This window comes from Salinicoccus hispanicus (genome assembly GCF_009831115.1).
GTDB classification, from domain to species: domain Bacteria; phylum Bacillota; class Bacilli; order Staphylococcales; family Salinicoccaceae; genus Salinicoccus; species Salinicoccus hispanicus.
Map to the genome: position 1 here is coordinate 697,913 of NZ_WUUK01000001.1, position 16,106 is coordinate 714,018.

Here is a 16,106-nt window from a genome sequence, read left to right on the forward strand (position 1 = left end):
CTTAAACTCCTCCAACTATTTTATCTTCAAGTAGTTTGATCATGTCTTCAAGCGTTTCCTTCTCAGGCTGTATGGACTTGATGCCATATGCCTCCAGTGCATCTGCAGTCACCTGTCCGATGGCAGCTACGTTAATATTCCCAAGATCCCGAGGAGTGAACCATTTCATGAAGGCCCTCACTCCGGAAGGGCTTGAGAATGCAATAGCGTAGGGAGATTGCGCGAGCAGCACCCGGATCCTGTCTTCGGACGCCCTATTGGCAACCGGCTGATACAGATCGAAGCGCTCAACAGCACATCCCGCTGCCATAAGGTGGTCATACAGCAGCGGACGGGCTTTTGCACTCGCCGGATAGAGTATGCGCATGCCGCTTTTGGCAGGGAATCCTGCCAAAAAACCCTCCTGCGAGTAGTCGGGCGGCTCGAAATCAATACTCAGCCCTTCTTGCTCAAGACGCTCACTTGTCTTTCTGCCGATTGTTGCCAGCCTGTCGAATCGCACTTTCTTCATATAAGGCAGGAAATGCTGTACTGCATTACGGCTTGTAAGAATCAACCAGTCATAATGGCATTCGATCACCGTCTCATCAAAAGGAAGCGACCTTGTCGTGATGAGCGGCGTGTGGACAAGCGATAATACATCGGAATCCCTCTCGAACGTCCTGCTCTGGGTCATGATGACGCGCGGTCTAGAGTGTCTCATTGATGCGATCGATGATATCTTTCGCGCCGATGCGCTCCATTTCATCCGCGACCAGATTGCCGAGTGCTTTCGGATCCTGATGTGATTTCTTTACGATGTACTGTTCGCTGCCGTCCTCAGGCATGATCAGTCCAGTAAGGTAGAGTTCACCATCTTCGTAGGTCGCATATCCGCCGATCGGTACTTGGCAGCTGCCGTCCATACGTCTCAGGAAAGTGCGCTCTGCTGTCGTGCAGGTTGCATCATCATCTGAATGCACGGTCTGGAGCATTTCGATCAGCTCCTTGTCATCCGAACGGCATTCTATACCGAGAGCACCTTGTGCAATGGCCGGTGTGAAAGACTCGGGATCGAAGTATTCTGCAACGATGTCATCGGACCAGCCCATGCGCTTGAGTCCCGCAGCGGCAAGTACGATTGCATCATATTCACCGGATTCCATTTTCTTGATGCGGGTATCTATATTGCCACGCACCCACTTCACTTCCACGTCATCACGCATCGCAAGAAGCTGTGCACTGCGCCTCAGGCTGCTCGTTCCAATGACACTGCCGGCAGGCAGATCCTTGAAAGCCACATTGCCATTCGACAAGAAAGCATCCCGCTTATCTTCACGTTCAGGGACACAGGCAATGGTGAATTCCGGGTCCAGGGCGCTTGGTACATCCTTAAGGCTGTGGATGGCCATATCAATCTCCTTATTGGCAAGCGCCTGTTCGATCTCCTTTACAAACAGTCCTTTGCCGCCTACCTTCGAAAGCTGGACATCGACGATCCTATCGCCTTTTGTAACAATCTCCTTGATATCGATCTCCATATCAGGAAATTGTGCTTTCAGACTGCTGATGAACTGTTTGGACTGGGTCATCGCCAAGTCACTGCGTCTTGAACCCACGGTAAATTTTCTCATATTACTTCTCCTTTAGTAGCTCCAGAAATGAAAACTGGAGAGTTGTGTGATGAATAGATAGTTCAGCATGCAGATGATGAAGATTGCGATGTTGAACCAGGCAAAACGGTAGGTGCTGCGTTTTATCTTCAAGTAGACGAACAGCCCTGCATAAAGCAGGATGACGAACAGCGTACCGAGCACCTTGAAATCCTTGAATATTTCGATGCCGTATATATACAGACCCCACTGGATGCCGAGAGAAATACTGATCAGCATGGACAGTACACCAATTATCAGTGTCCGGATCATCGTCTTTTTGGCCGTTTCAATACTGAAGAGCGAAAAGAAAAGACGGTTGAAACGCTTCTTTTTCAGATTATCATACTGGATGATATATATCACGGCATGGAGCACCGAGATGAAGTATAGTACATATGCAATCAGTGCCAGTGCGATATGGATGATCAGAAGCTCGTTCATGATCGCCGAGACGCCTGTCACTCTATTGTAGGAGACCGGCGCAAATGTATAGATGGAGAACAGCACAAATGCACAGAGCACATAGAGTGCAAAAGCAATCTCCGAATCGCTCCACCGGTAATGGATCAGCCCTGTAATGATGATAAGGGTTGAAAATACATATATGCCTTCAAAGGTCGTCTGTATCGGAATCCGCCCCAGTGCTATGCCGATATAGACGAAAGTGACGACCTGGAGGACGGCTGCAATGATGACAAGATAAAAGGAAACCTTTCTGGCAAGCCGATTCCTGAAAAACAGATCGTAGCTTAGCACAGAAAGGCCCAAAAAATATAATAATAGAATAAATTCATGACTGCGGAACATCATATCCATATGGTTTCCACCTTATTCGATTGCCAGCTCCTGCTTTCGCGCCGACAGTTTTTCCTGCTGTTTGGCTTTCTCCTGCTGTATGACTGCCTCGACTTCTTCGTCAATGCCGAAGAGCTGCTTGATTTCATCGAGTTTTTCACCGGCTTTTCTGTCTCCGGAAATTTCCTTTGTATAGATGATCGGGTCTTTGAGCATCTGGTTGATGATGCTCTTCATATGCTTGGAAACGATTGTACGTTCACGCTCTGTCATATCCGGCATCTTTCTTTCGACGCTCTCGAATGTTTCTTCATGGATGGACAGTGCTTTGGAACGCAGTGCCTGGATGACCGGTACGACACCGAGCATGTTGACCCATTCTGTAAACTTGTCCATACTTTCGGCAATCATGCCTTCAATCTTGGCTGCTTCCTCCTGCCGGGTCGATAGATTGGCATCCACAAGTCCCTGCAGATCATCGACATTATACATATAGACGCTGTCTATTCCACCGATCGACGGGTCGATGTCGCGCGGCAATGCGATATCCATCATGATCAGCGGCTTTCCATTGCGTTTCGCCATCGCCACGTCCATCACTTCTTCTGTAATGACGTAATTGCGTGACGCTGTACTGGATATGACGATATCCGTATTCGCAATTTCTGATTCCAGCTGGTCCATGGGCGCACTTTTCCCATTGAACTGCCCTGCGAGGCGCGCTGCCTTCTCTTCGGAGCGGTTGACGACAGTCACATTCCTGATTCCGTTGGAAGTCAGGTTCAAAAGTGACTGCTCCGCCATTTCGCCAGCACCGATGACAAGCACCTTACGATTATCGACGCGTGAAAATATCTTCTTCGCCAGCTCCACTGCAGCATAGGATATGGATATTGCGTTCTTCGAAATATCCGTCTCACTATGGCCGCGCTTAGCTACCGTAATGGCTTCTTTGAAAAGCTTGTTGAAGATGGTACCTGTCGTATGCTCGGTCTGGGCAGTAAAGAATGCTTCTCTGATCTGTCCAAGAATCTGGGTTTCTCCGAGAACCATCGATTCCAGGCCGGAAGCGACACGATAGAGATGCTCCACCGCTTCATCGCCGACTTTGATATCCGTAATCCTTTTTACCGATGCCAGATCCAGATCGAACCAGTCTGCAAGAAACATCTGGGAATAGTATTTTCCTGTATGGACCTGGTCGCTGACCACATAGACTTCCGTTCTGTTGCACGTGGACAGAAGTACAGCTTCAAGCACGCTTTTCTGCTCTCTCAATCTGTGCAGCGCCGGAATGACCTCTTCATCCTGGAAAGCCACTTTCTCTCTTTCTTCCACACTTGCCTTTCTGTAATTCAGACTTAATGCAATAACATGCATCCGAATTGCCCCCCACTATCCTATTATGCCTCGTCTCTGGACACTTTCAATACTATTATTTTAACAGATTATACATACATAATCCACGTTACGTCCTTATTTATATTGATTATTATTAAGAACTTTTTGTGAACAAAACTACACAAACTTGGAGATGGCATCCATCACTTTAGGTATATTATTCTTATCCAGGGAGGAAAAAGGAATGATGATATCATCCTGTTCAAAGTCGATTGTGCTGCGCACAATCTTAAGGTGCTTTTCGACTTTGCTTCTCGGTATCTTGTCCATTTTTGTACATATGAGAATTACCGGTATTTCAAAATGCTTGAGGTAGTTGTACATCAGTACGTCATCTTCCGTCGGCTTATGTCTCAGGTCGATGAGCTGGATGACAGCAGAAAGGGGTTCTCTTTCGGCCAGATAGCTCTCGATCATCTTCCCCCACTGTTCACGTGACTTCTTGGACTGCTTGGCATAGCCGTAGCCTGGTACATCGACAAATATGAACTGGTCGTCCATATTATAGAAGTTCAAAGTCTGCGTCTTGCCGGGCTTCGATGATGTCCGGGCCATATTCTTACGCCCCGCCACAGCATTGATGAATGAGGACTTTCCTACATTGGAACGGCCGCTCAAAGCAATCTCCGAAAGACCTGTATTCGGGTACTGTTCACTGCCGACAGCCGAGATGATGATGTCTATATTATTAGGGTTTATTTTCATCGCTATCTTCCTTTCAGTAAAAAGAGCTGTCCAAAAATCAGACAGCTCTTTCATATATTATGCACTTTTACGGTTCAGGTAGATCTCTTCGCCGTTTTCATTGAAGAGCAATGGATCTGCTTCCTCTTCAATTGTTGCTCTTGTGATCTTGACCTTGCGGATCTCATCATTGGATGGCACGTTGAACATGATGTCCACCATGCGTTCTTCGATGATTGAGCGCAGTCCACGTGCACCGGTTTTTCTTTCGATTGCAAGTTCACTGATGGCGTTCAGCGCATCTTCATCGAATTCCAGTTCCACGTTATCAATTTCGAGCATCTTCTGATACTGCTTGACGAGCGCATTCTTCGGCTCTGTCAAAATGGAGTTCAGTGCAGTTACATCAAGCTCTTCGAGGTAGCTGATGATCGGCACACGGCCGATGAACTCAGGAATGAGACCATAGCTCTGAAGATCATCCGGGCGGACTTTGGACATCAGTTCATCCTTATCATTCGCCTTGCCGGAAGCACCACCGAATCCGATGACTTTCTCACCGATACGTCTTTTGATGATTTCGTCCATGCCATCGAACGCACCACCGAGAACGAAGAGGATATTCTTCGTATCGATCTGGATGGATTCCTGGTTCGGATGCTTTCTGCCACCTTGCGGCGGTACGCTTGCCGTTGTGCCTTCAAGAATCTTCAGGAGTGCCTGCTGGACACCTTCACCGGAGACATCTCTTGTGATGGAGGTATTTTCACTCTTTCTGGCGATCTTGTCGATTTCGTCGACATATATGATACCCTGCTCTGCACGTTCAACATCAAAGTCCGCTGCCTGGATCAGACGAAGCAGAATGTTTTCGACATCGTCACCGACGTAGCCCGCTTCAGTAAGACTGGTTGCATCCGCAATTGCGAAAGGTACATTGAGTGTTCTTGCCAATGTCTGCGCGAGAAGTGTCTTACCACTACCGGTCGGACCGATCAGAGCAATATTACTTTTGGAGATTTCCACGCCATCTTCCTGGTTCTGGTTGATACGCTTGTAGTGGTTGTAGACTGCTACACTAAGCGCACGCTTGGCATTTTCCTGCCCGATGACATAGTCATTCAGCGCACCCAGGATTTCCTGCGGTTTTGGTATTTCCGTGAAGACCTGCGTCTTTTCGGATTTCAGTTCTTCTTCGATGATTTCATGGCAGAGTTCGATACATTCGTTACAGATGTAGACACCGCTGCCAGCGATCAATTTCTTTACCTGTTCCTGATCCTTACCACAGAAGGAACAAGTTAGATTTGTGTCGTCTTCATTAAATTTAAACATATTCAACACCTCTTTTTTCATTCCTGTAAAATATACTAGATATCATCATCAAAATCAAATATCCAGTTTGTAATCGTTACAAACGAGGAGCTCTGCAACAAAGTGCTGCAGAGCTCCTCATAATTGGAGTCCAGATTATTTCTGTTTTCTGTTGTCTACAAGTACGTCAATCGCCTTCTGTACTTTAAGGTCTTCCTGGAGCATGGAGAGATCGCCGAGAGTAGATTTGATGTCTTCCACGCCGATACCGAACTGTCCGCTCATCTTTTCAAGTTCCTTGTCGACATCTTCGTCTGCTACTTCGATATTCTCGTCAATTGCAATCTGCTTGAGAACAAGGTTCGTACGCACACGTTTCGCTGCATCGTCCTTCATCTGGTCACGGAGTGCATTTTCGTCCTGGCCGGACAGCTGCTGGTACATCTCCATGTTGATGCCCTGCTGGGATAGACGCTGCTCGAATTCCTGAAGCATTCTGTCTGTTTCAGTTTTGATCATCGCATCCGGTACATCGATTTCAGCATTGTCGGAAGCCTGCTCGATGAGCTGTTCCTTCATTGTAGTATCTGCTTCGTTCTCTTTTGATTCCTTGAGGTCCTTCTCAAGCTTTTCTTTCAGTGCGTCTACGGATTCAACGTCCTGATCGAGTTCTTTTACGAGATCATCGTCAAGTTCAGGAACCTCTTTGGATTTGATGCTGTTGATTTTGACTTTGAAAGTCGCTTCTTTGCCAGCGAGTTCTTCAGCATGGTATTCCTCAGGGAAAGTGACTTTGATGTCTTTTTCCTCTTCGATGTTCATGCCGACGACCTGCTCTTCGAAACCAGGGATGAAGTTGCCGGAGCCGATTTCAAGCTCATAGCCTTCAGCCTGTCCGCCTTCGAACTGCTCATCACCAAGGTAGCCGTCGAAGTCGAGGTTGACGAGGTCTCCCTCTTCAACACTGCCTTCTTCCTTCACTACCATATCAGCATGTGATTCAAGCAGGCTGTCGATTTCTTTCTGGACGTCTTCTTCAGTCACTTCAGTGTCGAGCTCTTCAGCTTCAAGACCTTTGTATTCGCCGAGTTTGACTTCAGGCTCAACAATCACTTTTGCAGTGAAGATGAGGTCTTTGCCTTTTTCCATCTGCTCGATGTCAACTTCCGGCTGGTCGACCGGGTTGATGTCAGCTTCTGTCACTGCTTCTGTGTATGCTTTAGGAAGCAGGATATCAAGCGCATCCTGATAAAGTGATTCTACACCGAAACGCTTTTCAAACATCTGGCGCGGTACTTTACCTTTTCTGAATCCAGGAATGCTGACTTCTTTAGATACTTTTGTGAATGCTTCGTTCAGGGCGCCATCAACTTCCTTGGCAGGCACTGTTACTGTCAGTATACCTTCGTTACCCTCTTGTTTTTCCCACTTTTGAGACATAATCTAATTCCTCCGTAAATACGTAATTTCAATTAACCAATATAGTATAACATATCACTTTTTTATATCCAACATTTGATTTCGCAAGGTATTCTACGTCATCGAGCGTTCAACCTTGCGTATCCAATCGACTACCGCCACATCTGCTTTAAAGTCATGATCCAGATTGAGCATGCCGAACAGCTCGCTCATGTAGCCCAGATAGAGCGCTTCATCATCAAATGATGGAAATACGGGATAGCAGTGGACCGCATGGGACATCAGCATGCCCTCTGCCGCTTCCCTGAACTCAGGCATCCTGTTCTCCACTTCTTCCATTACAAGCTTACGGACACCGCTGAACAATGGACTTTCTTCAAGTTCCGGCAGTTCGGCCGGTACAACCTGGATTTCCTGCTCCATCTTTAGAACACTGATTTCTTCCTGGTCTTCAATCGCTCTCAAATAAAGCAGCATGAAAGTCAAACACGTATGATTCCGCTCCACAGACAGTGCCTCGCGTACCATATCCCTGTGACCGGCATCTGCATCTTCAATGAGATCTCTCAGAAACTCCATCTTTTCGAAATCAGGCATCTCTCCGTATTCCGAAGTGGATACAATTCGCGTCTCGGCTTCAGGTTCATGCATCTGCGCCACCTTCTCATCCATCGCCCGCTTCGCCTCATGTCTGAATGCGGCAACATCGATGCGGAAACGCTGGGGAATGTCCTCTTCCATGAGATGGTCCGAAAACTCGATCACTTCAAAGTACCGTTCCTGCTTGAGCAGCGACTTCAGAAGATGGTGCATGTGCACATCGTAATTGCCGACGCCTTCATTCATCTGCAGCAGCGCATACTCCATCACCTCATCGTGCCTATCTTCATATGAAAGCGATTCGTAGAACTTTTCCATGAAAGAGATATCAGGCAGCTGCTGCTCGGAATACATTCTGAACTTATTGATGAAACTGGCATATTCACCATTCTGGTAGTCACGCTCCAGATCCCGCTCCATCTTCTGCAGAAACCTCCGATGTGAGACGATCTTATCTTTCATAGGCATCCCTGATGATCAGTTCACTCCATGATTCGTAAGGCGACCTTTCAGACAGCTGGTCATCCCGTTCCCAGATCAATTCGAGTGTGTCTTCTTCATGCGACGCCACATCCGCTTCCTCGACCGTCACCTTGAAAACCACGCCGATATGGACACGGCCGACCGCGTTATCATCATCATTGATCAGACCGACGATTTCGATGTCTTCGAGCTGTTCCTGGGACAATCCCACTTCTTCAGAAAGTTCCCGACCTGCATTGATATAAAGCTTCTCTTCAATGCCGGAAGCATCAGGCACATCATTCATATGCCCCCCGACACCGATCGACAGCATACCATGCAGGCGCGCCTCGCCGCCACCCGTCAGACGTTTGTATACGAGTGTTTTACCTTTGTCGGAAGTGATGATGACATAGCCGATCAGCTGCTTGTACGCTGGATCCTCCTCCATGTCACCCCGGCGCTTGACCTCGAATTCGGAAAAAGTCGAAAGGATCCTCTCGTACCTTCTATCATTCATGCCAATAAAGCCATTGAAGGCATCCGCCTCATTATTAAAAAGAACATCCCTCGGTACTACGAGAATAGGTTCATCAAATTTACTCATACGTATTCTCCTTTTTATAAATTCATTACAAGTTTATAGAAGGGAGCGGGGTTTGTAAAATGAAAAAGAGACAGCAATTGATGATTACTGTCTCGATATGACTGTATCCCGGAACTTTGCTACTTCTTTTGCAACATAGTCTAAAGAAAGTGCTTCATCGGTGCGGCGTATACGGCTGGATAGGCGTATTGATCACGGACGCCGGAACTTCAATCGTAGTCCCCATTTCGATTTCATAAGGTGTAGAGAAATTGTTGGCGGCCCGTAGTTCTTTTGCCGTCAGACCATAGTGGGAGGCGATCTCTTCCAGGGATTCGCCCGCTTTCACCTTGTGTTCATCCCTTATCTTCTCAATCTTGCATGCCGACTGCTTATAGGTCGGCTGTTTAGAAATCGGATCTACGAAGTCGTTGGTCAGATTATTCGCCGACTCTTTCTTTTCCAGGTTGCCAAAGTGGAAAGGTAAGAATATCAGTCCTTTCTGAACTATCTCCCCGATACGGGCAGGCACTTCAACCTCACCACGTGGAGAGGATATGCGCACGACTTCGCCTTCGACGATTCCGAGTTCCCTGGCATCTTCTGTATGGATCTCAACATAGTTATGCGGGGCTGCCATGTGCAGCATCGGTGCACGTGCCGTCTTGGTTCTCGTATGCCAGTGCCAAACTGAACGACCTGTCGTCAGCCACATCGGATACTCGTCATTCGGCTGTTCAAACGGTGGCAGATGATAGGTTTCCTGAAGTATCGCTCTGCCTTCTGCACCAATCTCCCGAAATTCTTCCTTCGACAGCGCGCGGCCGGTAAACTGATCCTTGCCGAAGACTTGGGCGTCATCCACAGTAGTATGGAATTTATAGTCCGAATAAAGTCTCGGTGTGCCTGTGGATTTCTCATCCGGCACCGGCCAGCGCATGCCATTCAGTGATTCCAGACGCGCGTAGGTAATGCCTGTCATATCACACGGTCTGCCTTTTGTGATGCGTTTGAACTCTTCAAAGCATTCTTCAGGTGTTGAGTAGTCGACCAGCGGCTGTCCATCCCTATCCTTGAATTCCATCCGCTTTGCAAAGTCCAGCAGTATCTCAAAGTCAGACCGCACACCGTCTGGTGGCTCTACTGCCTTTCTGGAAATGGTGACAGTGCGATCGGCATTCTCCATAGTCCCTTCCTTTTCACCCCACATGGCAACCGGAAGAATGACATCAGCCACGGCCGACGTCTCTGTCAGGAATGGATCCTGTACCACAACAAACACGCTTTCAAGTGCTTTCTTTATACGACTGCGGTTCGGTAGAGAAACAAGAGGATTTGTACCGATATTCCAAAAGAAGCCGACTTCTTCCTTTTCAATGTGGGTGATGATTTCTTCAATCCCTTTTTCCGGACCGGCAGGCAGCGAATCCTGGTCCACATTCCACAATTCCGCCATTTCCTTCATATGTGCAGGGTTGGTCGGATTGCGGTGCGCCGGATAGGTACCGACACCCCCAGCCGTCCGGTTTGCGGATGAACTTGGCTGCCCGGCGGTATGGAGTGGTCCACAGCCCGGCTTGCCGATAAGACCACGGATCAGATGGAAGTTATTGATGGCAACGCATGCTTTCGTCGCCTCGGCACTCTGAAATGCCCCTTGAAGTGTCGTCGACACCAGGGAAGGTGTGTCGCACATGACTCTATAGAATTCCTTGAGATGATCTTCCGGTATGCCGGTACTCTCAGAAGTTTTTGCGAGCGTCCACCCTTTTACGGATTCCTTCATCTTCTCGTATCCGACCGTATGTGCTTCAACGAATGCCTTATCCACTTTGTCCTGCTCGATCAGAGTATTGATCAGACCATTCATCAGTGGAAGATTGGATCCGGGCGATAACTGCAGGTGCAGATCCGCTTCTTTTGCCGTCAGCGTCTTCCGCGGATCCACTACAATAAGATAGGGTTTCCCTGTCCGTACTTTGCGTTCCATGATCCGTTCGAACAGTACTGTTCCCGATTCCGCAACATTGTGGCCGAACAGCATCAGTGTGTCCGCTTCGTCGATATCATCGAAGGAAGCCGGCGTACCGTCAGCACCGAATGACTGCAGCAGTGCAAATTCGACAGTGGAAGTACATAGTCTGGTATTCGCATCCAGCAGATGTGTCTGCAGCCCAGCACGCCCCACTTTGGCAATTGTGTAATAGTCTTCAAAGAAGCCTTGCCCTGTAGAGTAGATGCTGACACTGTTATTGCCTTTCTCATCAAGAGACTGCTTCGCCTTATCGACAACCAGCTGCATTGCCTCCTCCCAGCTTGCAGGCTCCAGTTCACCGGATTGGTTCCGGATCATTGGCGTCTTGAGCCGATCAGGTGCATTATTGGCATGCCACTGGTTTTCCCCCTTCGGACCGAGTCTCCCCCGGTTGATCGGATCTTCACCATTCCCTTTTATGCCTACAATCTTGTCATCCTTTACAGCAACATAACAGCCACAGCCGACCGAGCAGAGCCCGCAGGTGCTGTATACCCATTTGTCCACTTCGCCCTGGCTATATACATTTTGGTCGATTCGCTCATGTTTCCATCCCATCAGTTGACCCTCTCCTCCGGTAAGTAGAATGTTGGTATGAAGTATTTGGTAGTCGACTCGCCGTATTCTTCATCCAGCTTGGATGCAATTTCGATCAGATCATCCTGCATATCGTCGAGCATCTTCTGCAACGATGCCATCAGCTCTTTTGAAGGATTGTCATCTTTATAACCAATCCATCCCGTCGCACGTCTCCACTCAGCGAAATAGGGATTTACTTTCTGGTTGGCATGGAACAGTGCTGAACAATTGGTCTTGATATCCTTAAGCTCAGTTTCCCCTTCCTCGAACTCCTCTATCAGCCGCTCCAGCATATACTCCTGCTCTTCAAGACAGCTGCGAAGCAGTACCACAAGCGGATGCTCAAACGGTTCAATTTCATCCAGAACTATGCGATTATCTTTCTGGATATCCGTAAACAGTTCCTCAAATTGATAACTCAATCGGCATCTCCCCTTTGCAAATTTTTACTAGATTATTCCCTATACATAAGAAGAGAAACGGATATATACATAATTATCCTACAGTTTTCATGTAGAAAAGTTTCACCTATAGAAAAAAATCAACCCTACTTAACAAAGTAGGGTGGATGACTATTAATATATTCTACTCGCATGCCCAGCCATCTTTATCTCTATCCATCTTAGGTTGATATGCAGCATGTCCTTGTGCTACACCATCTGGATACACTGTTTTGAGTTCAGTACAGTTCTGGAAGAACTCGCTTGTTTGAGCAGGTTCACTTGTTGCCTGCTCTGATGTCGCTGGTTCGCTCGTAGCTGGTTCGCTTGTCGGTTCAGGTTCCGGCTCTTCACTATTGAAACCTTCCCCACCAACATTTACATAACCCGATATGGACCATACACCGATCTGCTGATCTTTCGCTTTCTGTTCTGCTGCACGGAATTCGGATAGATACCTTTGTTGCTCGTAGATATATCCGACACGTGCAAGTCCTTCTTCGAGCAGCACTTCATGTACATTTGCGTCATCAGCATACAGATATACAAGCTCTCTGTCATAATGGTCCGTCTTTGCTCCGTCATCATACTCAATGTATAGCTGATCAGCAGCATTCACTAGATCTGTTAAACGTGCAGAAGCATCTTTCCCGAATGGCTCGACTGGTTTATTCGGATGTACCGTTTCAGGTGTGTCAATGAGAAGCAGCCTGAGTTTCAGCTCATTACCATCATCGTCAAGTACGTTCACTGTATCTCCGTCTACAACCCTGTATAGGTTGACCGGAATCAGGCCATCTTTGGGCGCAGCTTCTTTCTTCGCCTCTTCCTCTGCTTTCGCCTCAGCCGCCTTCTCTTCTTCGATCGACTTCTCCTCTGCAGCTTCTGCTTTTTCTATCGATTCTTCTTTGGCTTTGGCAGCCTCGATGGACTCCTCTTTCTCTTTTTCCTTCTTGGCAGCCTCGATGGATTCCTCTTTTTCTTTCTCTTCGGCTTCCTTAGCGGCTTTTTCTTCTTCAGCTTTTTTCTCTGCAGCAGCCTTCTCTTCCTCTGTTGTCGTTTCTTCGGTTGGCTCTTCCGTGACCTCTTCAGTCTGTTCCTCAATCTCTTCTTCCGTCAGTTCTTCGCTTTCTTCATCCGCTAGCGCAGTCTGGTCGGCAGGCTCTGCAACCTCATCCGAAACCAAAGCAAACATGAAGAACAGGACAAAACCGGTCGCAAATGCAATTCCAGCTCTCCTGAGGTGTCTGCGAGGGCTCTGGTTATTGGACTTGGATCTCAATGCCAAAGCAATGAATACAAACATCGCAATTGATACGAAGATCCATAACATCATAGCCATGTCCACCAGGGCAAAGCCACTGCTTATGAGTCCCAAGAAGACGACAAGAAGACAAGTCGCTATGAAGGAATAAAGCGACGCTTTCCATGTACTATGATATGCCTCCCCTTTGTTTTCCCGGATGAAACCAAGCACGAATAGAGCGATGGTTGCGACTACACCTAAAAATATTAAGAGTCCTACAAAAGTTCCCACTGCTTCCCCTCCAATATATGCAATTTACATCATTTTACACCATTTGGAGAAGGTTTTAAATATTATTTCAGAATTCTTCCAAATCTATACAGAAATCTATCTTTAAGGTTGCAGGAATAGAAACCACATCGTCCATTGATATTGAGGTACTGCTTCCCATGGCAGACCAGAAAATAAAAATCAAATAGCATATGATAGATAATTCCTGATTATATTACCGATTAATCCACCTTAAAAATACCTCGACGTTCTTTCGACTGATTTTCCCACCTGTAAAACGATCAATTTGTCTAAATGGCATGTTAATAACAAAGTACACGTTATTTGCCGTTAATGGTTTTCCAATCTTTTTGAAGAAAAAATGGAAGAATATAATAGAGTGATATAGCATTTTTCCCAACCAGTTCTTATACTGCGCCTGGTTAATTGTGTCGTTCATTCCTAGGTCATCAATACGATTCCATTTTGTAGAGGGCAACCTTTTCCCTAGCAGTTTCTCAAATTCTGTATCAGGGATATCCTTTACTTTGACCGATGAATAGTGTGGAAATTCATGCTTCAAGAAGACAGATGGCGAAACACCATCCATATCAACAGTTTCCTCCAGATGTATCTCTTGTATGGAACTACCTATTTGAATCTTGTATTTCCCCGATTCGATTTCCCAATCCTTCCGTTCAGAATTATAGTAGGAGAAATCTCGTTTTGTTAACTCAAGTTTAACCCGCTTTGTTTCCCCCGGCATCAGATGGACTTTATCAAAGCCTTTCAGTTCTTTCTTCGAACGGAAAATTTTCGTGTCTGTTTTTTCAATATACAGCTGCGCAATTTCAGCACCAGCCATTCCACCTGTATTTTTCAGATCAAAACTGACAGTAAGACCATCGATCACAATATTGCTATAATCAAAAGTCGTATAGGAAAGCCCATATCCAAATGGATAACGCACCGGCACCTCGGCTGTTTCAAAGTATCTGTAGCCGATGAACAGTCCTTCCTTATGCTCACTTGTTGCCTGATCTCCCGGATAGTACGGCGAAGAAGGTACATCAGCATAATGGATCGGGAATGTTTCGCTTAATTTACCACTAGGATTATGTTTTCCTAATAGAAGGTCAGTCAGCGCTTCCCCGACACCTTGCCCAGAAAGGTAGGTGTGCAAAATACTTTGCACAGAATCTGCGAATGGCAGTTCCAGCGCCCCACCACCAGCTAAAACAACAACGACATTGCCGTTCACTTTCATTATGGATTCAACAAGTTCAAGCTGATTTTCAGGCAGCTTCAGATCTTCCCGATCTACGCCTTCAGCTTCTTTACTTTCATCAAGACCAATAAATAGGATGACTGTTTTAGCAGATTCCGCAAGGCTTGTTGCTTCCTTCAATAATTTACTGCTATTTCCGCCCATGCGCTTAAATCCTTGGGCGTAACCAACTATATTTAACGACGAGTCTTCTAAACTATCCAGCGGACTGCTTAATTTATAAGGATTGATCAGTGAACTCCCTGCACCCTGATATCTTGGATTTTTTGCAAAATCACCAATAACAGCTACTTTTTCATCCTCATTAAGCGGAAGGACATTGTTTTCATTCCTAAGTAGGACCATGGACTGGCGGGCAGCTTCAACTGCCTTATTGTGGTGTTCTTCATAATCTGCCTGTACAGATTCCTTATCATCCAGGCGTACTTTATATATAAGGGACAGCAATTGATCTACCGCTTCATCCAAAACTGATTCATCCAGAGTACCTGCATGTATCGCATCTACAATTTCCTTATTAGTGATTCCATTGGTAGACGGCATTTCAAGCTGGTTATGCGCTTTCAAACCGGCAACACGGTCATTATTTCCACCCCAGTCCGTTACGACAACACCATCAAATCCCCATTCAGAAAATAAAATGTCATTGGCCAAATGCTGGTTTTCATTTGCATATTCTCCATTTACCTTGTTGTAGGAGGACATCATCACATAAGGATTGCTCTCTTTTACAACTTTCTCAAAACCTGTCAGGTAAATCTCTCTAAGGGAACGCTCGTCAACGATTTCATCAATTGTCATACGCATATGTTCCTGGCTATTGACAGCGTAGTGTTTAGGACAGGCCGAAATACCGTTTGACTGAATGCCTTCCACCATTCCACCTGCAAGTTCACCGGTCAGGAATGGATCTTCAGAGAAATACTCAAAGTTGCGCCCACATAATGGGTTACGTTTGATATTCAGACCAGGTCCAAGGAGGACGCTGACCTTTTCACTGCGCGCTTCCTTGCCGATATCCTGTCCCACCTTATAGGCCAGCGAACGATCCCAGCTATTCGCCAGCGTTGCTGCTGTCGGATAGCAGGTTGCAGGTATACTTTTATTCAGACCCAGATGATCCGCTTTCCCGCCCTGTTTACGCAGTCCATGTGGTCCATCGGTCAGCATGATGGATGGAATACCTAGCCGTTCTATCTCTTTTGTATTCCAAAAGTTTTTTCCGGACATCAAGGAAGCTTTCTCTTCCAGAGTCATTTGTTCAATTATATTTTTATGTTTCATTCTGCACCGCCTTAAAGTTATCAAACAATAGGAAGGCGGGCATGGTACGCCTTCCTATTCTGCCAAGAG

13 protein-coding genes are annotated in these 16,106 nt (G+C 46.7%); all 13 read right to left on the bottom strand.

Translation table 11 applies throughout. The annotated features are described in order from the left end of the window. Position 1: 1 nt before the first annotated feature. Positions 2 to 703 (bottom strand): uroporphyrinogen-III synthase, encoded by a 702-nt coding sequence (locus GQ671_RS03525; RefSeq protein ID WP_160652751.1) that lies wholly within the window; start codon positions 701 to 703, stop codon positions 2 to 4. Next, positions 690 to 1,613, bottom strand: a complete 924-nt coding sequence (hemC, locus tag GQ671_RS03530; protein WP_160652754.1) for a hydroxymethylbilane synthase — start codon at positions 1,611 to 1,613, stop codon at positions 690 to 692. The genes GQ671_RS03525 and hemC overlap by 14 nt, the downstream gene beginning before the upstream one ends. A gap of 12 nt (positions 1,614 to 1,625) precedes the next feature. Next, the gene (gene ccsA / locus GQ671_RS03535) at positions 1,626 to 2,450 is read right to left on the bottom strand and encodes a cytochrome c biogenesis protein CcsA (protein WP_160652758.1); all 825 of its coding nucleotides are present in this window, start codon (positions 2,448 to 2,450) and stop codon (positions 1,626 to 1,628) included. Positions 2,451 to 2,462: 12 nt separating this feature from the next. Continuing rightward, the gene (hemA, locus tag GQ671_RS03540; RefSeq protein WP_160652761.1) at positions 2,463 to 3,809 is read right to left on the bottom strand and encodes a glutamyl-tRNA reductase; all 1,347 of its coding nucleotides are present in this window, start codon (positions 3,807 to 3,809) and stop codon (positions 2,463 to 2,465) included. Positions 3,810 to 3,947: 138 nt separating this feature from the next. Next, positions 3,948 to 4,535, bottom strand: a complete 588-nt coding sequence (gene yihA, locus GQ671_RS03545; RefSeq protein ID WP_160652763.1) for a ribosome biogenesis GTP-binding protein YihA/YsxC — start codon at positions 4,533 to 4,535, stop codon at positions 3,948 to 3,950. A gap of 57 nt (positions 4,536 to 4,592) precedes the next feature. After that, a complete protein-coding gene (gene clpX / locus GQ671_RS03550; protein ID WP_160652766.1) occupies positions 4,593 to 5,849 on the bottom strand; it encodes an ATP-dependent Clp protease ATP-binding subunit ClpX in 1,257 nt (418 codons plus the stop codon). Positions 5,850 to 5,984: 135 nt separating this feature from the next. Next, entirely contained in the window at positions 5,985 to 7,268 is a 1,284-nt protein-coding gene (gene tig, locus GQ671_RS03555) for a trigger factor (protein ID WP_160652769.1), read from the bottom strand. A 93-nt stretch (positions 7,269 to 7,361) separates the two neighbouring features. Continuing rightward, a complete protein-coding gene (locus tag GQ671_RS03560; protein WP_160652772.1) occupies positions 7,362 to 8,309 on the bottom strand; it encodes a hypothetical protein in 948 nt (315 codons plus the stop codon). Continuing rightward, positions 8,299 to 8,916 (bottom strand): NUDIX domain-containing protein, encoded by a 618-nt coding sequence (locus GQ671_RS03565; RefSeq protein ID WP_160652775.1) that lies wholly within the window; start codon positions 8,914 to 8,916, stop codon positions 8,299 to 8,301. The genes GQ671_RS03560 and GQ671_RS03565 overlap by 11 nt, the downstream gene beginning before the upstream one ends. Before the next feature lie 154 nt (positions 8,917 to 9,070). Further along, positions 9,071 to 11,488, bottom strand: a complete 2,418-nt coding sequence (locus tag GQ671_RS03570) for a molybdopterin-dependent oxidoreductase (protein ID WP_160652778.1) — start codon at positions 11,486 to 11,488, stop codon at positions 9,071 to 9,073. Further along, the gene (locus GQ671_RS03575) at positions 11,488 to 11,931 is read right to left on the bottom strand and encodes a hypothetical protein (protein ID WP_160652781.1); all 444 of its coding nucleotides are present in this window, start codon (positions 11,929 to 11,931) and stop codon (positions 11,488 to 11,490) included. Before GQ671_RS03575 ends, GQ671_RS03570 begins: the two co-directional genes overlap by 1 nt. A gap of 163 nt (positions 11,932 to 12,094) precedes the next feature. Then, on the bottom strand, positions 12,095 to 13,486 hold the full coding sequence (locus GQ671_RS03580; protein WP_160652783.1) for a thermonuclease family protein: 1,392 nt from the start codon (positions 13,484 to 13,486) through the stop codon (positions 12,095 to 12,097). Between the two features lie 214 nt (positions 13,487 to 13,700). Further along, complete coding sequence (locus GQ671_RS03585) at positions 13,701 to 16,037, bottom strand: glycoside hydrolase family 3 C-terminal domain-containing protein (RefSeq protein WP_160652786.1); 2,337 nt, start codon at positions 16,035 to 16,037, stop codon at positions 13,701 to 13,703. Between the last annotated feature and the right edge of the window lie 69 nt (positions 16,038 to 16,106).

Coding starts and splice junctions, on each gene's coding strand:
- hemC (WP_160652754.1), bottom strand. CDS start 1,613: ATGAGAAAATTTACCGTGGGTTCAAGACGCAGTGACTTGGCGATGACC.
- tig (WP_160652769.1), bottom strand. CDS start 7,268: ATGTCTCAAAAGTGGGAAAAACAAGAGGGTAACGAAGGTATACTGACA.
- clpX (WP_160652766.1), bottom strand. CDS start 5,849: ATGTTTAAATTTAATGAAGACGACACAAATCTAACTTGTTCCTTCTGT.
- GQ671_RS03560 (WP_160652772.1), bottom strand. CDS start 8,309: ATGAAAGATAAGATCGTCTCACATCGGAGGTTTCTGCAGAAGATGGAG.
- GQ671_RS03570 (WP_160652778.1), bottom strand. CDS start 11,488: ATGGGATGGAAACATGAGCGAATCGACCAAAATGTATATAGCCAGGGC.
- hemA (WP_160652761.1), bottom strand. CDS start 3,809: ATGCATGTTATTGCATTAAGTCTGAATTACAGAAAGGCAAGTGTGGAA.
- GQ671_RS03565 (WP_160652775.1), bottom strand. CDS start 8,916: ATGAGTAAATTTGATGAACCTATTCTCGTAGTACCGAGGGATGTTCTT.
- GQ671_RS03585 (WP_160652786.1), bottom strand. CDS start 16,037: ATGAAACATAAAAATATAATTGAACAAATGACTCTGGAAGAGAAAGCT.
- yihA (WP_160652763.1), bottom strand. CDS start 4,535: ATGAAAATAAACCCTAATAATATAGACATCATCATCTCGGCTGTCGGC.
- GQ671_RS03525 (WP_160652751.1), bottom strand. CDS start 703: ATGAGACACTCTAGACCGCGCGTCATCATGACCCAGAGCAGGACGTTC.
- ccsA (WP_160652758.1), bottom strand. CDS start 2,450: ATGGATATGATGTTCCGCAGTCATGAATTTATTCTATTATTATATTTT.